The sequence below is a fragment of the Caldisericia bacterium genome (assembly GCA_030018355.1).
Lineage (GTDB): Bacteria > Caldisericota > Caldisericia > B22-G15 > B22-G15 > JAAYUH01.
Genome location: JASEFN010000003.1, coordinates 271933 through 290496, shown reverse-complemented (window position 1 = coordinate 290496; position 18564 = coordinate 271933). Strand labels below are relative to the sequence as shown.

Annotated in this window: 20 protein-coding genes and 1 riboswitch; of the genes, 3 read left to right on the top strand and 17 right to left on the bottom strand. The window is 27.5% G+C overall.

Annotated elements, in window-relative coordinates:
- The 15 genes from QMD25_04810 to QMD25_04740 all read right to left on the bottom strand — a co-directional run.
- The coding region (locus QMD25_04810) for a hypothetical protein (protein MDI6861319.1) at positions 1-2184 on the bottom strand (2184 nt) is incomplete at its 3' end.
- Positions 2181-3017 carry an RnfABCDGE type electron transport complex subunit B gene (locus QMD25_04805; protein MDI6861318.1) on the bottom strand — a complete coding sequence of 279 codons (837 nt, stop codon included), beginning with the start codon at positions 3015-3017 and terminating at the stop codon, positions 2181-2183. The genes QMD25_04805 and QMD25_04810, both read right to left, overlap by 4 nt.
- A 12-nt stretch (positions 3018-3029) precedes the next feature.
- On the bottom strand, positions 3030-3605 hold the full coding sequence (locus tag QMD25_04800; GenBank protein MDI6861317.1) for an Rnf-Nqr domain containing protein: 576 nt from the start codon (positions 3603-3605) through the stop codon (positions 3030-3032).
- A complete protein-coding gene (gene rsxE, locus QMD25_04795; protein ID MDI6861316.1) occupies positions 3606-4205 on the bottom strand; it encodes an electron transport complex subunit RsxE in 600 nt (199 codons plus the stop codon).
- A complete protein-coding gene (locus QMD25_04790; GenBank protein ID MDI6861315.1) occupies positions 4205-4765 on the bottom strand; it encodes an RnfABCDGE type electron transport complex subunit G in 561 nt (186 codons plus the stop codon). The genes rsxE and QMD25_04790 overlap by 1 nt, the downstream gene beginning before the upstream one ends.
- Entirely contained in the window at positions 4762-5736 is a 975-nt protein-coding gene (locus QMD25_04785; GenBank protein MDI6861314.1) for an RnfABCDGE type electron transport complex subunit D, read from the bottom strand. Before QMD25_04785 ends, QMD25_04790 begins: the two co-directional genes overlap by 4 nt.
- Positions 5737-5750: 14 nt before the next feature.
- A complete protein-coding gene (gene rsxC, locus QMD25_04780) occupies positions 5751-7073 on the bottom strand; it encodes an electron transport complex subunit RsxC (protein ID MDI6861313.1) in 1323 nt (440 codons plus the stop codon).
- Entirely contained in the window at positions 7070-7621 is a 552-nt protein-coding gene (locus QMD25_04775) for a zinc ribbon domain-containing protein (GenBank protein ID MDI6861312.1), read from the bottom strand. The genes rsxC and QMD25_04775 overlap by 4 nt, the downstream gene beginning before the upstream one ends.
- Positions 7622-7630: 9 nt before the next feature.
- The gene (locus tag QMD25_04770; protein ID MDI6861311.1) at positions 7631-8956 is read right to left on the bottom strand and encodes a folylpolyglutamate synthase/dihydrofolate synthase family protein; all 1326 of its coding nucleotides are present in this window, start codon (positions 8954-8956) and stop codon (positions 7631-7633) included.
- Positions 8957-11545: a valine--tRNA ligase gene (locus QMD25_04765; GenBank protein ID MDI6861310.1), complete on the bottom strand. Its 2589-nt coding sequence runs from the start codon at positions 11543-11545 to the stop codon at positions 8957-8959.
- A 71-nt stretch (positions 11546-11616) separates the two neighbouring features.
- Positions 11617-12345, bottom strand: a complete 729-nt coding sequence (locus QMD25_04760; protein ID MDI6861309.1) for an FAD synthetase family protein — start codon at positions 12343-12345, stop codon at positions 11617-11619.
- On the bottom strand, positions 12332-13249 hold the full coding sequence (gene truB, locus QMD25_04755) for a tRNA pseudouridine(55) synthase TruB (protein ID MDI6861308.1): 918 nt from the start codon (positions 13247-13249) through the stop codon (positions 12332-12334). The genes QMD25_04760 and truB overlap by 14 nt, the downstream gene beginning before the upstream one ends.
- Positions 13246-14184 (bottom strand): bifunctional oligoribonuclease/PAP phosphatase NrnA, encoded by a 939-nt coding sequence (locus QMD25_04750; protein MDI6861307.1) that lies wholly within the window; start codon positions 14182-14184, stop codon positions 13246-13248. Before QMD25_04750 ends, truB begins: the two co-directional genes overlap by 4 nt.
- A complete protein-coding gene (gene rbfA, locus QMD25_04745; GenBank protein MDI6861306.1) occupies positions 14150-14524 on the bottom strand; it encodes a 30S ribosome-binding factor RbfA in 375 nt (124 codons plus the stop codon). Before rbfA ends, QMD25_04750 begins: the two co-directional genes overlap by 35 nt.
- An 82-nt stretch (positions 14525-14606) precedes the next feature.
- Positions 14607-15329 (bottom strand): N-acetyltransferase, encoded by a 723-nt coding sequence (locus QMD25_04740; GenBank protein ID MDI6861305.1) that lies wholly within the window; start codon positions 15327-15329, stop codon positions 14607-14609.
- A gap of 80 nt (positions 15330-15409) precedes the next feature.
- Positions 15410-15528: riboswitch (TPP riboswitch) on the top strand.
- A 38-nt stretch (positions 15529-15566) separates the two neighbouring features.
- Between QMD25_04740 and thiT (QMD25_04735) the strand changes: the two genes are divergently transcribed.
- From thiT (QMD25_04735) to QMD25_04725, 3 genes are read left to right on the top strand one after another with little or no spacing between them, the layout of a single operon-like run.
- Positions 15567-16205 carry an energy-coupled thiamine transporter ThiT gene (gene thiT, locus QMD25_04735; protein ID MDI6861304.1) on the top strand — a complete coding sequence of 213 codons (639 nt, stop codon included), beginning with the start codon at positions 15567-15569 and terminating at the stop codon, positions 16203-16205.
- A gap of 17 nt (positions 16206-16222) precedes the next feature.
- Entirely contained in the window at positions 16223-16750 is a 528-nt protein-coding gene (gene thiT / locus QMD25_04730; protein ID MDI6861303.1) for an energy-coupled thiamine transporter ThiT, read from the top strand.
- Positions 16738-17367 carry a thiamine diphosphokinase gene (locus tag QMD25_04725; protein ID MDI6861302.1) on the top strand — a complete coding sequence of 210 codons (630 nt, stop codon included), beginning with the start codon at positions 16738-16740 and terminating at the stop codon, positions 17365-17367. Before thiT (QMD25_04730) ends, QMD25_04725 begins: the two co-directional genes overlap by 13 nt.
- Here QMD25_04725 and rpmB read toward each other — a convergent pair.
- Both rpmB and QMD25_04715 read right to left on the bottom strand, forming a co-directional pair.
- The gene (rpmB, locus tag QMD25_04720; protein ID MDI6861301.1) at positions 17348-17545 is read right to left on the bottom strand and encodes a 50S ribosomal protein L28; all 198 of its coding nucleotides are present in this window, start codon (positions 17543-17545) and stop codon (positions 17348-17350) included. The genes QMD25_04725 and rpmB overlap by 20 nt on opposite strands.
- Before the next feature lie 83 nt (positions 17546-17628).
- Positions 17629-18564: a hypothetical protein gene (locus tag QMD25_04715; protein MDI6861300.1), complete on the bottom strand. Its 936-nt coding sequence runs from the start codon at positions 18562-18564 to the stop codon at positions 17629-17631.

Sequence of the window (18564 nt, the reverse complement as noted above, 5' to 3'; positions counted from 1 at the left end):
CATTAGCGCTTGTCTATCAAGAACAACCTTTCCTTTTAAAATTGTTGTATCAATTATCTTTTCAGTAACTATTTCTTTTGGTATAAGTTCTTTTGGTTTTTCAGATATTGGAATAATAGGAATGGTCTCTTCCATTTTGATTTCTTCTTTTAATTCAACTTTTTCTTCTTTTTGAATTTCAATTACCTCTTCTTTTTCTTTTTCAACTTTTATTTCTTCAACAGGCTTAATTTCTTCTACTTCTTTACCTAACTTTAATTCAGATTCCTTTTTTATTTCACCAATTTGTGGTATTTCTATCTCTTCTATTTCTTCGATAGGTACCTTTTGTTTTATAATTTTTTGTTTTTTAGTAAGTAAGAGAATTAAAATTATAATGAATACAATTAAAACAATCAATAGGAAAAAATTAAATCCTTTTAAAAATGGAGGTAATAATTCATCTAAAAAGGCTGGAAGTTTAATTGAAAATTTTGGAAAAGCAACTTTTATAAATTCAATATTTTTAAATAAATCTCCAATTATTTTTAAGTTATTTATAAAATTTGTAAATCTTAAAGGTAATAATGTAATTTCCCATAATATTATGTTAAAAATTCCCTCTGGTATTTCAACTTTTGGTGGTTTAGTTGTTGTAGGAGTTTCTGGTTTTGTTGAAGGTGTTGTTCCAATTTGTTCTGTTTTTCCAATATTTATAACAATTGAGTCATCCTTTATGGGTGAGATATTAAAAAATATTTCTCTATTAATGTGATTTGTTGATTCAAAAACAAGAACATCTTTATTTGATTTTATTGAAATTAACGATTTTGATTTATCTACTTCATATTGATATATAGACATTTTTTGAAGAGTTACTTTTTGATTTTTATTATTTGAGATATCTTGCAAAATAACTTCAGTATCATTTTCCATTGCTAAAACATAAATAACTCTTTTATGACCAGTAGAAAATTTTGTTGAAATTTTTCCAGTAATAAAATTGAATTCTTTTCCATAGGGAGTTCCAAAAATAGATAAAATTTGTTCTCCACCAAAATTAGATGAAGGTCCAAAAAGGTAAACATATAAAGGATGTTGAGCATTATAAGTAAACCCTTCAATTTCTGTTTGAAACTCTTTAAGTTCTGATTTATTTAATTTTCCCTTAAAACTTTTCTTTGATTTAATTAAATTAAAATCATAATTTGAATCATAAAAAGGAGAATAAATAGTAAAATCTGAAAAAGTGTATGCACTTAAATTTCCTTTATATGAAATAATAGGTAAATATGGTGAATCATCAAAATTTCCATATTGAATTAAAACTGGGGAATCAGATTTAAATAAGATAACTGATGCATATTTGAAAGAAAAAGAGAGTGGGTTCAATTTATCAATTTTTCCTTTATACACTACTTTACCGCTTGCATCTTCTAAATATATATTGTTGTTATCAGAAAATGATGAAACAAAAATATCTCTTGGAGTAAAAATTACACCCTCACTTCCAATAAGATATGTTAAATCATCATCACTTTTATCTTGTGGTTCATTTTTATTTAATTCCCCTAATGAAGATGAAATTACCATTATGGGACCGGTTGACTTCACATAAAAAACTTGAGGTGATAAAAGATCGATTCTTTTAAATTGACCATATTTAACTTTACCATCAAAAAGAGATTTTCCATCTTTTGTTGTTACATTTACATCACTCTCTTTAAGACCAACAATATATATTTTTTCAAAGGAAATTCCATAAAACTCAGTTCCAACAAAATTTGGATATGTAAAATTTATATTTTCTAATTCAGTTCTTTTTTCCTGAGTACCAAATCTAAACTCAATTTGTCTCTCTTCATTTTTATTTAAATTCAATTCAAATCTTATTTTTACTCTTTTATCTTCTTGGTTTAAAATCAAAAACGGTATCTCTTTATTTGTTTTTAAATCAATTAATATAATATTAGATTCTTTTTTTAAATTTTCATCTTCAAGTGTAAGTTCTATAAAATTTGGATTTCTTATAAATCCACCATTTTCTTTTATGGTAATTATTTTTTTGAAACCATTAGTTTGAGAAAAAATTAAATTTAAAGAAGATAAAAATATTAAATTTAAAATTAAAAATATTAATATTTTTCTCACATAATTATTATAAATTAACGCAATTTTTTTGTAAATAAATTTTTTTAAATTCAAACCCTTGCCTCTTCCTCCTCAATTACAAGAGTCACTTCTCCTCTTTGTATCTTTATAACATGAGTTGGACATTTTTCAACACATAAATTACATAAATTACATAAGTTCATATCTATTTTAGGCAACCCTTTTTCACCCCAAGAAATGGCCTTTGTTGGACAAACTTTGATACAAATGCCACATTTTATGCAACCCCTTTTACACTCCTTTCTAACCTCAATTCCCTTTTTAGGACTATTACACATAATTATTCCATATTCACTCCATTTTACCATTTCAATTACATTTCTTGGACAAATTTTAGCACAAATTCCACAACCAGTACATTTTTCATAATCAAATACTGGAATACCGTTTTTCATTCTTATTGCATCAAATGGACATGCTCTTTCACAAGTACCGAGCCCTACACAACCAAATTCGCAACTTTTATCACCATTAAATGCAAATTGAACCTCTCTACAATCCTCTATACCAATATAATTTGCTCTTTTAATCTCAGTAAAAATATCACCAACACATTTTAAAACAGGTCTTTCTTTATCAAGATTTAATGGAGCCTTCCCAACTATCTCTAAAATTTTCATCATATTATCACCATTTGTGACTTTACATTTTGTTGGGTCAATTCCATCTTTTACTATAGCATTTGCAAATGCTTCACAACCAGGATAACCACATGCACCACAATTTGCACCTGCAAGAAGTGATTGTATATTTGAAATCCTCTCATCAATTTCTACTTCAAAAATTTTATTAAAAAAAGATAGTAAAATACCAAAAATAATTGAAATTCCACCCATTATTAAGGCTGATTTCAAGATAATATTCATTTAAAGAACCTCCTATTTTATTAAACCTTTAAATCCTAAAAATGCAATTGCAATAAGAGCCATTGAGGCAAACACAAGTGGATAACCTCTAAAAAATTTTGGAACATTTGAAACTCTTAATCTCTCCCTAACACCAGCAAGAATTAAAAGAGCAATACCATATCCTAAAGCAGAACCAATTGCATAAACTAAACTTTCAATAAAATTATAATTTTTATCAACATTTATAAGTGTAACTGCAAGAATCATACAATTTGTTGTTATTAAAGGAAGATAAATGCCCATTGCTTTATATAAAGAAGGAACATTTTTCTTTAAATAAATCTCAACAAGTTGAACCAAAGAAGCGATTGTGAATATAAATACAATTATTTGAAGATATTCAAGTCCTCTTAAAAAGAAATGAAAAATGATCCAAGTTATTGCTGTAGCAAGAGTTTGAACAAAAATAACTGCAAAGGTCATTCCGATAGATGCATCAATTGAATTTGTAATTCCTACATATGAACATAGTGCTAAATACCTTATGAAAACCATATTATCTACAATAGTTGCTGCAATTACTATTTTAATAAGATTGCTAAACATTTATGACCTCCTTTTTAAAATTCCGTTCAAAATAGCAATAAAAATAGCAATTAAGAAAAATCCGCCAGGTGGGAATGATAAAATTGCCATTGGTTCAAAATTTTTTGAAAAGATCTCCTTTCCGAGAAATGTTCCTTTGCCTAAAATTTCTCTTATAACACTCAATAAAATAATTACCCATGAATATCCAAATGCCATTCCTAATGAATCCATAAATGATTCTGACAATGATTTTTTAGATGAAAATGCCTCAACTCTTCCTAATACTATACAATTTACAACTATTAAAGGAATAAAAACTCCCATTGATTTAGATAAAGGAGGAAAGTATGCCTTCATAATAAGATCAACAATGGTTGTGGGTACAGCAATAAATATTAAAAAAATTGGAATTCTAACTTCATTTGGAATTATTTTTCTAAATGCTGAAGATAAAAGTTCTGCAGTTATTAAAACAAAACTAAAACCTAAACTCATACCAACACCATTTGCAACATCAGTAGAAACTGCTAAAACAGAACATAATCCTAACATTATAATTAATATTGGATTTTCTCTTGTTAAACCTTTCATAAATTCATTTAAAAGACTCTTTTTCATTAACTACCTCCCTTTTTTATATTTTCAAGATAGAAATTTCCAATTTTTTTAATTGCAGTTGAGACTGCATTAGATGAAATAGTTGCACCAGAAATTGGGGTTATATCACTTTTAACTTTAAATGGATCAGATAAATTTTTATTAACAAATTGGTTTCTAAATGATGGTTCAACGATTTTTGAACCAAGTCCTGGAGTTTCACTATGCTCTAAAACATAAATGCCCTTACATTTTTCCTCCTCATATCCAATTAAAGATTCAATTTTTCCTCCATATCCTGAGAATTTAGCCCTAATAATAAAACCTACTTTTCCATCTTTTAAATTAACTTTATAAACCTCTATTATTTTAATCCCTCCACTAATATCTTTATTTGAAAAACCAGAAACTATTTCAAAATTTAAAATATTTGGGAAAATTTCAGTTATTGCATTTTTTACAGTTTGAATTTTCTGTTCTTCTATTTTTGGGGATGTAAAAGAATAAACCCAAGAAAGTAAAATTGCACCAATTGTTGCTATTATAAAAACTGTAATACCTGATTTAATTATTTTATTCATTTTTTGCCTCCAGTTCCAAAAATTCTTGGTTTTAGTTGATCAAGAAATGGAGTAACAACATTCATTGAGAGAATTGCAAATGAGACACCTTCAGGATAAATTCCCCAGTTTCTTATTATAAAAGTTAATGCTCCAATTCCAATTCCATAAATTATTTTTCCTAAATTTGTAATTGGACTTGTAACATAATCTGTTGCCATAAAAAGTGCACCTATAATTAGTCCACCTGATAAAATATGAAAAAGTGGATCTTGTCTAAAAATTAAAGAGAGAAGAGCAACTGTTAAAATAATTGAGGTTGGAATTTTTATATCAATAATATCTCTCCTTATTAAAATTAAAACAATAAATCCTAAAATTAACAAAAATTTTGATGTTTCTCCTATTGAACCACCTATTCTTCCGAAAAACAGATCTAAATAGAGAGAAGTTGAAATTTTTAAATTTCCTGATCTAAATAGATCAAGTGGAGTTGCAGATGTAACAATTTGGGTTGCATTACTTCTTGATAAAATTGTTAAAAAATTATATTGGGGCTCTGGCCATTTATTTAAAAGACCAGTCCAAGATAAAAATATAACTGCTCTACCAAAAAGAGCAGGATTAATAAAATTTGATCCAATTCCACCAAAAAGTTGTTTTGCAATTATAATTGAACATGCAGAACCAATTGCAATGACCCATAATGGAGTAGAGGGAGAAGTGATCATTCCAAGAAGCAAACCTGTTAATGCAGCACTAAAATCACCAATTGTAATTTTTTGTCTTGTTATAACTTCATAAATATACTCCGATAAAACTGCTGTTATAATACTTGTTAATAAAATTAATAATGCTTGAATTCCAAAACAATATATTCCCCAGATTGCTGCAGGAAGGAGTGCTAAAAATACCATTCTCATAATTTTTGGTACAGAAATTGAATCTCTTATATGGGGTGAAGATGAAACAATTACTTTTAATTCACTCATTTTTCTCCTCCTACTTATCTTTTCTTTAATAATTCACTTTTCGCAAATCTAATACTTTGAACAAGATGTCTTTTAGAAGGACATACATATGCACAAGCACCACATTCAATACAATCTAATGCTCCATAATATTTTGCTTTTTCAAAAACTTCAATTCTAGAATATGCATCAATTAACATTGGCATTAGAGACATAGGACAAGCATCTGCACATCTTCCGCATCTTATACATGGATATTCTTCATATTCTTTTACTTCTTTATCTGTAAAAAGAAGAATTCCTGATGTTCCTTTTGTAACTGGTATATTAAGTGTATATGATGAAAATCCCATCATTGGTCCACCAAATATAATTTTTTTAAGATTTCCATTGAATCCACCACAATATTTAATTATATCCTCTGCAATTGTCCCAATTTTTACCCTTAAATTTTTCGTTTCTTTAATACCTGAGCCACTTATTGTTAACACTCTCTCAATAGAAGGTTTTCCATCATAAATTGCCTCTTTAATAGCAAAAACAGTTTGTACATTTTGAACAATACACCCTACATCAAAAGGTAACCCTCCAGATGGAACTTCTCTTCCTGTTATTGCTTTAATGAGATGTTTTTCAGAGCCTTGTGGATATTTCGTCTTTAATATGATTATTTCAGTTAAATTATTAATGGAGGATGATTTAATAAACTTTTCGAGTTCTTTTGCTGCTTGAATCTTATTATCTTCAATTCCTATAAATATTTTATTTGGATTAAGAATTCTATTTAAAATTTCAATTCCTTTTACTATACCCTCACTCTCTTCTATCATTAACCGATAGTCACATGTTAAAAATGGCTCACATTCTGCACCATTTATTATTAAATATTCAATTTTTTTATCTGGAGGAGGTGAAAGTTTAATATGAGTTGGAAAAGCAGCACCACCCATACCAACAATCCCAGAATCTTTGATAATATTCAATAACTCCTCTTTGGTAAGGTTTTCAACTTGTGAGAGATTTCTTGGTTCATAAAAAACTTCATTTTTACCATCATTTTTTATTCTAACCGCTAGAGATGTTCTTCCAGTAGGAAGAACAACATTTTCAATACCTTTAACTTCCCCTGAAATAGAAGAGTGAACAGGTGCATAAACTTTTGCATGTGTCTCTCCTATTTTTTGACCTATTTTTACATAATCACCCTGTTTAACAAGTGGTTCATTTGGTGCACCTGTGTGTTGATGTAGAGGAATTAAAACTTCTTCAACATCAAAAAATTCTTCTATTTTCTTGTCCTTAGTAAATTTTGATTCATTAGGATGAACCCCTCCTTTTTTGAATGTTAAAATCTTCATCGACTCTCATCCTCCTTCTTTTTTTGCTCGTGTCCACAATAAGGACATACATCCCAGTCGATCTCAATAAGTTTTCCACAATATATACACTCTTTCTTTAATTTAGTTTTACAGTATGGACAGACAAGATAATTTTCCTTAATAGGTGCTCCACAATTAGGACATCTCGCCTTTTCTTTTGAAAGTAGATACGCCCAATATTCCCTTTCAAGTTGTAATGTTTCTCTTTCAAGTTTATCAATTTCAAGTTCTTCTTTTGTCCATGGAGGTCTAATTAAAAGGTAAATAAGAAGTGGAATCAATCCTCCTATTGGAATTGATATAATATGAAATATCCATGTGGGATTTGCAATGAATTTATAAATAAATGGAAAAACAATCCCTCCAAATAGAATTAAAATTAACCAAAGATATGGACCAAATCCTCTTTTTTTTGAATCTTGAAATGACCAATATGCTATCAATAAATTTAAAAGAATAAGTACTAAATAAAAGTAATTTGTGTATTTTATCAGTGGTTCAAAAATATCTTTAACAACTTCTCCCAAAATCACCTCCTAATAAATATTATATTTATTCAAAAGAGTTCTAAATTCACCAGCAACATAAAATGAACCAGTTACAACAATTGGTCTATTATCAAAAAATCTAAACGACTCCTCAAATGCTTCTCTAATATTTTTTGAAACAAAAGTTTGAGAGTTTGGATTTAATTTTTTGAAAATATCATTTAATTTGAAAGGTGGTACTCTTCTCTCTTTTGCTCCTTCAGGAGCAGTAAAGATTACTTTCTCTGTTATTGGTATTAAAACCTTTAAAATTCCCTCAATATCCTTATCTCCTAACACGCCAAAAATCAAATTAATTTTATCATAATTAAAATAAGTTTTAATAAATTCTTTAAGTTCTGAAATTGAGACTACATTATGCGAGCCATCAATAATAAAGATTTTTCCAAATTTCTCGATTATTTCTCCTCTACCAGCAATAAAACTATTAAAAAGTCCTTCCCTTAACTTTTTTTCATTTAATTTAAAAAAATTTTTTTCTTCAATTATTTCGATTGCTTTAATTGCTAAAGATGAATTAGAAACTTGATATTTACCAAGGAGTTTTATTTCGATATCTTTAAATATATATTTATCTGATTTATAAGAAAAAATAGTCCTATCTTTATAAAAATTTAAATTATAATTTATAAAATCAATACCTTCTATGTAAATCTTAGAATTTAATTCTTTTGCTTTATTTTTTATTACTTCAATTGCTTCTTCTCTTTGTTTTGAGGTAACTATTGGCGAATTTTCTTTAATTATCCCTGCTTTTTCAAAAGCAATCTCTTTTATTGTATTTCCAAGAATTTCTGTATGATCATAATCTATTGTTGTTATTATTGAAACTAATGGTTTATCAATTATATTTGTTGCATCTAATCTTCCTCCAAGACCAACTTCAAGAACAATAAAATCAACATTATTCTCCTCAAAATATTTAAATGCTAAAGCAGTCAAAATTTCGAAAAGAGTCGGTTCTCCTATTTCTTTAAAAATTGGGTCATTCTCATAAATATCTTTTATTTTAAAAATATTTTCACCAAAATATCTTGATTCAATTAATTTTTTATTAATAGATATTCTTTCTCTAAAACATTGAAGATGTGGTGAAGTGTATAGTCCAACTTTAAAACCGTGGGAGATGAGCAAATTTGTTATAAAAACTCCGGTTGATCCTTTTCCCTTTGTACCTGCTATGTGAATTATTTTTTTGTTTTTATGTGGGTTTCCTAAAATTTCAAGTAATCTTTTAATTCTTTCTAATCCAGGTTTTATTACCTTTCTCTCTCTTCTTCCTAAAAACTCTAATGCTTCAAAATAAGTAAACATTTAACTTTTAAGTTCTTCAATGTGCATTAAGAGTAATTTCAATTTATTTTCATTTTCAATTAATTTTTCTTTTGATTCTTCAATAACCTCAAAAGGTGCTTTTTCGAGGAAATCTTTATTATTTAATCTCTCTTTGAGAGAGATTATTTCTTTTTTAAGAGATTCAATTTCTTTCTCCATACTTTTTACTCTCTCTTCAATAGGATAATCTTTTTCAATATAAAGAATAATTTCAGCACCCTGAACAACATCTTTGATACTTTTTAAATTTTCCTCCTTATCTAAAATCTCACAGAAAGAAAGTTTCTCTATATAATTTTTCCAATAATTTAAAAACTCTTTATTAAATTTTATAAAAACTTTCTCTTTCTTTTTTAAGGGTATATTCAAAACACTTTTTAAATTTCTTATGCTTTTATTAATGTCCGTAAAGATGTTGAACTCTTCAATAGAATTTTCATCGAATAAAAAGTCTTCTTTTTCTGGATATTTTGAATAAACAATTGTTTTCTCTTTCGGTAAAAGAATTTTATAAAGTTTCTCAGTTATAAATGGAATAAATGGATGAAATAGCTTTAAAGAATTAACAAAAACAGTAAAAAGAACAAATTTGTTTGTCTTATCATCTCTAAATTTAGATAACTCAATATACCAATCGCAAAACTCATGCCAATAAAATTCATAAAGTATCCTTGTTATTTCACCAAATTCATAACTTTCAATATATTTATTTGCTAGTTCTGAAACTTCATACATTCTAGATAAAATCCACTTATCCTCTTTTTTTAAAGAAAGTTCGATTTTATCCTCTGGGTTAAAATCTTTAAGAAAGTTAATGACAAATCTTCCTGAATTCCAAATCTTATTCATAAAGTTTCTAGAAAATTTTATTCTTCCTATTGAAAGATTTACATCTTGTCCTCCAAGTGTAAATAGTTGCGAAAAAGTAAATCTTGTGGCATCTGCTCCATATTCATCAATAAGTTCAATAGGATCAATTACATTTCCAAGGGTTTTACTCATTTTTCTTCCTTTTTCATCTCTTATTAAACCATGAATCAAAACATGTTTAAATGGCTCTTTTTTCATAAAATAAATACCAAACATTACCATTCTTGCAACCCAGAAAAAGAGAATATCATATCCAGTTACAAGAAGAGATGTTGGATAATAGAATTCAAGATCTAAAGTTTTTTCAGGCCATCCAAGAGTTGCAAAAGGCCATAGGGCTGAAGAAAACCAAGTATCAAGAACATCATTATCTCTCTCAACTTCACCATCACAATCTGGACATCTATTTAATTCTGTTTCACTAGCAAATTTTTTATTACAACTTTTACAATAATAAACAGGAATTCTATGACCCCACCAAATCTGTCTTGATATACACCAATCTTTAATATTTATTAGCCAATCTTCATATACTTTTTGCCATCTCTCAGGGATAATTTTTACTTTTCCATCTTTTACTACTTTAAGAGCTTCTTCTGCAAGGGGTTTCATTTTAACAAACCACTGCTTTGATATATATGGTTCAATCAAATTTTTACATCTATCATGAATTCCTACTGTATGAATATAATCTTTTATATCAATAAGATAACCTTTCTCTTTTAATTCATTTACTATTTTTTCTCTTGCCTCAAATCTTGAAAGACCTTTAAATTTACCACCATTTTCATTTATCTTACCATCTTCAGTTAAAATATTTATCTTTTCTAAGTTATGTCTTAAACTTATCTCATAATCTAATGGATCATGAGCAGGTGTAACTTTTACTGCGCCAGTTCCAAATTCCATATCAACTGCTTCATCTTCAATTAGAGGAATTTCTCTTCCCACTATTGGTAAAATTAAAGTTTTCCCAACTAAATTTTTATATCTATTATCTTTAGGATTTACTGCAACAGCGGTATCACCAAGCATAGTTTCTGGTCTTGTTGTAGCAACAACCACAAAATTATCTGAGTCTTTAAAAGGATATTTTACAAAGTATAATTTTGTTTTTTCTTCTATATGTTCAACTTCTAAATCTGAAAGTGATGTTTTACAAACTGGACACCAATTAATCATGTATTCACCTTGATAAATTAATCCTTCATTATAAAGAGTTACAAATGCTTTCAAGACTGCTTTTTGATATTCAGGATCCATTGTGAATCTATGCCTTGACCAATCAGCATAAATTCCTAATCTTTTTTGTTGTTCAACAATTCTATTTCCATATTTCTCTTTCCATTTCCAAACTTTCTCAAGAAACTTCTCTCTTCCTAAAATTTCTTTTGTTAAACCCTCTTTAAGTAGATCATTTTCAACCATAAGTTGTGTAGCAATTCCTGCATGATCAACACCAGGAAGCCATAAAACTTCAAAACCCTTCATTTTTTTGTATCTTATCATTATGTCTTGAAGAGTTGAGTTAAATGCATGTCCTAGATGAAGAGATCCTGTAACATTTGGAGGAGGCATAACAATTGAATATGGTTCTTTTTTACTGCTATTGTTTGAGTAAAAAATATTTTCATCTAACCAAAATTTGTAAATTTCACTCTCAACATCTTTTGGTGAATAAACTTTATCTAAATCCATAAAATTTCCTCCTATAATATCAAAATCCTTATAAATGAAATTATACAAAAATTTGTGTTTATTTAAATAGTTTAACTCAATTTTTTTAAAAATTCTATTTTTATTTCATTAAAATCAAGGTCTTCTTTTAATTTAATTTCTCTTCTACTTATCTCAATTTTTTTATTTTTTTCATCATTAATATTTACTAAATATACTCCATCAGGTGGCAAAACTTTAAGAGAGTCAATAATTAATTTATCATTCTCTTTTTTTGTAATAATAAAATAGTTTTTATATAAAAATTTATTCGCAGTTTCAATATCCCCAATTTTAATTAAATTTCTAATTTTGCTACTACTAATTTTTTCTTTTCCAAATTTTTTTTCTTCAATTAATTTAAGTTGGAAATCATATTTTTTACTAAGTTTTTCAAGTAAAAACCTATCCCCTTCTTTATTTCTACCAAATCTAAACGACTTTCCAACAATTAAATATTTTATATTAAAATTTGAAATAAGAATTTTTATAAAATCTTCTGAACTTAAATTTTTTATCTTATCATTAAACTCTATAAAAAAAATGAAATCTATTTTCAACTCTTCAAAAATTTTTATTTTCTCTTCAAGTGTAAATAAAACAAATTTTTCTAATTCAAAATGTATAAATGGAGGTGGATAAAAAGAAATAATACATGTTTTTAAACCAAAATCCTTCATTTTTTGAATAATTTCTATGTGACCACAATGAATTGCATCATATGTCCCTATCGAAATAGTTATTTGTTCATCTAATTTTTGGAATTCTCTATAAATTTTCATTTGATTTTAATATTCTTACTGGTTTTAAAATTCCTCTATCTTCAATATATTTTCCAATTCCAACTGCCTCTTGTAATCCATTAACTACTAGAACATACCCTCCTTTTAAAAATGGATGTTCGTATTTAATTTGTGATCCATTTATAAATAGTGTTAATTTTCTTTGAGGAAGTTGAACTTTTGGTATAAAATCAAGAAAATTGCTTATAGAAATTATTAAATTATCAATTTTATTATTTAAAACATAATCTTCTATTTCATCTAAATGAAAACTATCTTTTACTTCGAGTTTTCCAACAGCAGATCTTATTAAATAAGATAAAATTCCAAAAGTGCCAAGTTTTTCGCCCATATCTCTTGCTAAACTTCTCATGTAAGTGCCTGAAGAACAAAGTATTTTAAATTTCAATTTTGGATATTTACCTTCCATAAAATCTATAATTTCAAATTGATAAATTTCAACTTCTTGTTCTTTTAATGGAACAACTTCTCCTCTCCTTGCAATTTCATATGCTCTTTCGCCTGAAATTCTTTTTGCTGAAAATTGTGGTGGAACTTGAAATATTCTTCCTATAAATTCACCTTTTATCTTTTCAATTTCTCTTATTGTGAGATATGAGGAATCACGCTCCTCTAAAACATTTCCCCAAATATCATCGCTATCTGTTTTAATTCCAAAAGTTATTTCTCCTTCATACTCCTTAGGTAGCAAAAAAAGAAGTGGTGTGAGTTTTGTTGCTTCACCAACAAGAATTGGTAAAACACCTTGAGCCATAAAATCTAAAATTCCGCCATGACCAACTTTTTTAAATTTACACAACTTTTTTATAATACTCATAAATTGAAAAGATGTAATACCTGGTGGTTTAAAAGAGTTTATTATTCCAGAAAATAACTCTTTCATTTAATTTTTAACTCCAATAAAATTTTATTAATTACATTCAATGGTTCATCTTTAACATCAAATCCAGCAGCATTCATATGCCCACCCCCTCCAAATTTTAAAGCAATATCCTTAACATCTATATCACCTTTGCTTCTTAAACTTACTTTGTAAGAGCCATTAAATTTTTGTTTAAATAAAATAGCAATATTTGCTTCATTTGATTTATTTAAATATTCAACTATACCTTCTGCATCTTCTTCTTCTGCACCAAATTCTTTAAAATCCTCAAGAGTTAATATTGAATAAACTATTCCATTTTCCTTTTTAAGTTTTTCAAGTGCTCTTCCAAGAAGTTTAAGTGCCTTTAAAGGTTTCATACTATAAACCATTTCTGAGATATAAAAAGGATCTGCGCCATTTTTAACAAGAAAAGTTGCTGCTTTTAAAGTTTTTAAATTTGTATTTGCAAATCTAAATCCACCAGTATCTGTTAATAGACCAGTGTAAAGTGCAAAAGATATATCTTTATCTATTTCAACTTTTAATCTTGTTAATAATTTCAAGACAATCTCAGATGTTGACGAAGATTTTGGGTCAATATAATTTATTTCACCAAATGAAAAATTTGAGGGATGATGATCAATATTAATCTTGTAAGGAATCATCATTAATTTTTTTTTAAGGTTTTCTACCCTACCAATATCAGCACAATCAAGAACTATTGCAACTTCAATTTCATCTAATTCAAAATCATTTTTTATATCATTAGCACCATTTAAAAATGAGTAAATTTTTGGAACTGGATCTGGTAATACAGGAATAACAAACTTTTTAAGTTTTTTTAAACCAAAATAGAGTCCTAAAATAGAACCTACAGCATCACCATCTGGATTTTCATGAGATATAAGCAAAAATCTTTTATGATTCTTTATTGTCTCTATTATCTTCTTCATCTTTTATCTTATTAAGAATCTCGATTACTTTCATTCCTCTATCAAGAGTTTTATCTTCTTTAAAATGAACAATTGGTGTATATCTTAATTTTAAATCTTTACCAATCTCTTCTTGAATAAATTTTGCTGCAGATTTTAATCCAGAAAAAACAATCTCTACTTCATCTTTATTATGAACATAAATATATATGTTTACATGTTTTAAATCAGATGAAAATTCAACATCTGTTACAGTCAAATATTTTTCTCTTAGCCTTGGATCTTGTATCTTTTCTCTTAAAATGAGTGATACTTCTTCTTTAACCATCTTTTTGAGTTTCTCAGGTCTTAATCCTTTCATTGTTTTATTATAACATTAAATTACTATTAAAAATAAAAAAGCCCCCTTATTAAATAAGGGGGCAAATAAAAAAGATCAATTTTTACTCTTCAAGAGTTTCTGGCATGTAAATTTTTTCATTCTTTTTAATCAATTCTTCTGTTGGCTCTTCAAAATCTGCGCCAACCATATCTCTAATGTAATTTTTAACAACTGCGTCCCAATATTCTTTTGTTACATAGTAAACTCTTGCACCACCTAATTCATGTTGATATTCTGGCCAAGGATAAGAAGGTTGTGCCATACCAACTCCCCATCTTTTCCATCCATTATAACTTTCATATGTGGCCCAAAACTCTTTATTTCCTAAAATTTCAAAAGCATACCAGGTTTTTGCGTAATACATTATAGCACCAATTTTTCCTCCACGTCTAAATGCCATTGTGTGAAGTGAAATATTAATATCTTTATTCATTAACCTTCCATTTGCAAAACCAACAACTTTTCCATCAATAATTCCAAGAAGAGTATATGGATCCTTTAATCTGTTTCTATACCAACCAAGAACTTCTGCATAAACTCTTGCTCCAACAATATCATAAAAATCATGATCAATATCTAAAAATTTTCTAAGATAACTTAAAAGAAGTGGTGCCTCTTCTAATTTTGCCTCTCTTATTAACATCATTTCTCCAGTTGAAAGTTTAATTGCTTTTGGTATCCATGGTTTGAGATGAAGAGATGGCCCAGATAATATTGGTTCTATTTCAGAAACATCAAAACATACCTTATCTTCACTAACCTTCTCGGGTGGATTCTTTCTCATTGCTAAATCCTCCTATTATTAAAAATTTTATAATTTTATTATATTTTAACTTAATTTAATGTCAAGAAAATGGTATAATTAATACTGGCCAGGGGTGCTGCCTTGGTTTAGGCGGCTGAGAGGGAAAGAGTTAATCTTTCCCAACCCTTTGAACCTGAACTGGGTAATGCCAGCGGAGGAAGTGCTAAACATTTCCCCCGCTTCCCTTGGCTAAATTTTAAAAGAGGGAGGCGTTTTATGCAAAACTTTTTCGAAGCATTTAATGAATTTTTTTCAAATCCAACTGTTCACACAATTATTATGGTTATTATGATCATTCTTTCAGCTCTTTTTTTAGGAATTGTTTTAAGAAGAAAAGAAAGATTAACTTCAAGACAAATTGCAGAAATTGGTCTTGCTCTAGCATTATCAACAATTCTTTCAGAGATTAAAATTTCTGGGTTTTGGGCACAAGGTGGATCTGTAACGGCTGCATCTCTTGTTCCAATTATGATTATTGCATTTAGATATGGAGGAAAAATTGGATTAACTGTTGCAATTATTCACGGTTTAATACAATTAATAATTGGTCCTTATGTTGTTCACCCAATTCAACTTTTACTTGATTATCCAATTGCTTTTGGAATGGTTGGTTTATGTGGATTTTTCCCAAAAAACAAAATTTTAGGTATTACAATTGGACTTTTAGGAAGATTTTTAATGCATTTTATTTCAGGTATTATTTACTTTGCTCAATATGCACCAGAAGGTTGGAATCCAGCATATTATTCTTTTATTTATAATATCTCATATATTGCTCCAGAAATTATAATTTCAATTATAGTTTTTAAACTGGCTGGAGAGAGATTAGTAGAAATTTTAAAACAAACAGCATAAAATTAGGGGGGAATTAAATGAAAGTTAAATTTTTGTCTATTAAAGAAATAACTGAAATAGGAATTTTGAGTGCATTAGGTTTACTTCTTGCATATTTAAGTAAAATTTTCTTTCAAATGCCACAGGGTGGAAATATTGGCCTTGATATGATACCTGTTTTCTTTTTGTCCCTTAAAAGAGGCATTAAAAGTGGAATAATTTTAGGAGCAATAGTAGGGTTCCTTTTATTATTGACAGATTATTTTGTTATTCATCCATTCCAACTTTTACTTGATTATCCATTTGCTCATATGGCTCTGGGTTTAGCAGGACTTTCTGTTTTTAAAAATAGATATTGGATTTTAGGAGTAATTGTTGGTGCATTTGGAAGATTTATTTTCCATTATATTTCAGGAATTCTATATTTTACTCAATTTGCGCCTAAAGGAATGAATGTCCACTTTTATGTAGCATCTTATATACTATCTCATCTTATACCTGGAACTATTGTTGCAATTCTTGTATTATATCTATTAAGGAGAAGAAAAGAAATTTGGAGAATTTAAAAAGAGCAATTGTTATCTTAAATGGAAATCTATCTACTCAATATGATGAATATAAAAAAAGAGTAAAAAATAGACCATTTATAGTTACATGCAATGGTGGTTATTTAAATTCTATTAAACTTAATATTGAACCAGATTTAATAATTGGAGATCTTGATTCTATAAATGAGGTTGAATTTAAAAATAAAATAATTTTTCCAAAAGAAAAAGATAAAAGTGATTCTGAACTTGCTGTTGATTATTTAATTGAAAGAGGTTTTAAAGAAATTGAATTTTGGGGTGCTATTGGAGAAAGAATTGATCATACTCTATTCAACATTTCTCTTCTAATAAAAATTCACAAGGAGGGTGGGAAAGGATTAATCTTTCACCCTCCTTGTTTTATTTTTATAATTAATAAATATTATAAATTTCAAAAAAGAAATTGTGGAATTGTCTCTTTTTATCCTTTAACTTTTGAAATAAAAAATTTAAAGATCAAAAATTTTAAATATGAACTTGATAGTAAAAATATTTACTTAGGAAGTTCAATAACACTAAGTAATGAATTCATTGGAAAAGAAGGAGAAGTTCAATTTGATGAAGGCCTTCTCCTTGCTATAAGCGAGTCGCTATAAGTTCATCAAGTTTCTTATAACATTTTGAACAAACATTAAGTCTAAGAAGTTTTCCATTTACCAATTTAGTAACTTTATGTAAGTTTGGTCTCCAAACTCTTCTTGTTTTTCTATTTGAGTGGGAAACATTGTTTCCACTCATTGGCCCTTTTCCACAAATATCACATCTTCTTGCCATAAAACTCACTCCTCCTAAATAAAATTCACAAGTTTAAATTATATAATAAATTTTTAAAATTAGCAAAATTTCATAAAAATGTTTTAACTTTTAAAAAACATTTCTGAGAGATAAAGAACAAATGGGAAAAAAACAGGTATAAAATAGTGACTTGATGGAATCCAAATTAATTTTGGTTTTCCCAAATTTTTCCAAAGTTCAATTACAGAACTTTTCACAACCACAAAATCAAAAATTCCGTTAATAAAAAGAACATTTCTTGGATTATTAAAAGATGAGTAAGTTAATGGATCCACAAGATACCATAATTTATCTGTTTTTATTAATTTTTTCTCTTTTTTAACTTTTTCAATATAATTTAAATATTCTTTTAACTCCTTCTTATATGTTTCATAGTTTAAACCTTTGCTTTTATAATATCTTCTTGATGAAATTCCATAAAGGCCCTCCCAAGTTAATCTTAAAATATTTCCTCCTCCCATAATTGAAACTCCTTTTTTAATTTCATTATCTACTCCCATTAAAATATTTAATAAAATTGCTCCCAAGGAAAGTCCAATTCCATAAAAGTTTAAATCATTCTCATAAGTTTTTAAAAAATATATAAAGTGCCTTAAATCAACAACACTTTGTCTCATTGAAAAGAAATAATCTTCATCTTCATTGCTAAAGAAAAGTTCACCGCATTTTTTTCCTTTGGGAGTTCTTTCTCTATGATATGGAAGTGAAATATAAGAAACTTTATAACACCTTTTTGTAAAATAGTAAACACAAGCATACTCAAATGCTGGATATGCTTCATGAACAGGATGAATTGCAATTATATTTATTCCATTATAATTTTTTTCTGGATAAAATATATAACCATATATAAAATTATTTTCATCATACATTGATTGAAGAGTGCTTCTAAATTTTACTTTTTTAAAATAAAAATTTTTGAACTTATCCTCTTTAACTTCTAAATCTTTAAAATCTTTTTCAAATCCAAAAATATTTTCAATATCAATAAATTCCAT

Coding starts and splice junctions, on each gene's coding strand:
- QMD25_04800 (MDI6861317.1), bottom strand. CDS start 3,605: ATGTTTAGCAATCTTATTAAAATAGTAATTGCAGCAACTATTGTAGAT.
- rsxE (MDI6861316.1), bottom strand. CDS start 4,205: ATGAAAAAGAGTCTTTTAAATGAATTTATGAAAGGTTTAACAAGAGAA.
- QMD25_04770 (MDI6861311.1), bottom strand. CDS start 8,956: ATGTTTACTTATTTTGAAGCATTAGAGTTTTTAGGAAGAAGAGAGAGA.
- QMD25_04765 (MDI6861310.1), bottom strand. CDS start 11,545: ATGGATTTAGATAAAGTTTATTCACCAAAAGATGTTGAGAGTGAAATT.
- rpmB (MDI6861301.1), bottom strand. CDS start 17,545: ATGGCAAGAAGATGTGATATTTGTGGAAAAGGGCCAATGAGTGGAAAC.
- rbfA (MDI6861306.1), bottom strand. CDS start 14,524: ATGAAAGGATTAAGACCTGAGAAACTCAAAAAGATGGTTAAAGAAGAA.
- QMD25_04750 (MDI6861307.1), bottom strand. CDS start 14,184: ATGAAGAAGATAATAGAGACAATAAAGAATCATAAAAGATTTTTGCTT.
- QMD25_04760 (MDI6861309.1), bottom strand. CDS start 12,345: ATGAAAATTTATAGAGAATTCCAAAAATTAGATGAACAAATAACTATT.
- QMD25_04715 (MDI6861300.1), bottom strand. CDS start 18,564: ATGGAATTTATTGATATTGAAAATATTTTTGGATTTGAAAAAGATTTT.
- rsxC (MDI6861313.1), bottom strand. CDS start 7,073: ATGAAGATTTTAACATTCAAAAAAGGAGGGGTTCATCCTAATGAATCA.
- QMD25_04740 (MDI6861305.1), bottom strand. CDS start 15,329: ATGAGAAAGAATCCACCCGAGAAGGTTAGTGAAGATAAGGTATGTTTT.
- thiT (MDI6861304.1), top strand. CDS start 15,567: ATGCAAAACTTTTTCGAAGCATTTAATGAATTTTTTTCAAATCCAACT.
- thiT (MDI6861303.1), top strand. CDS start 16,223: ATGAAAGTTAAATTTTTGTCTATTAAAGAAATAACTGAAATAGGAATT.
- QMD25_04790 (MDI6861315.1), bottom strand. CDS start 4,765: ATGAATAAAATAATTAAATCAGGTATTACAGTTTTTATAATAGCAACA.
- truB (MDI6861308.1), bottom strand. CDS start 13,249: ATGAAAGAGTTATTTTCTGGAATAATAAACTCTTTTAAACCACCAGGT.
- QMD25_04805 (MDI6861318.1), bottom strand. CDS start 3,017: ATGAATATTATCTTGAAATCAGCCTTAATAATGGGTGGAATTTCAATT.
- QMD25_04785 (MDI6861314.1), bottom strand. CDS start 5,736: ATGAGTGAATTAAAAGTAATTGTTTCATCTTCACCCCATATAAGAGAT.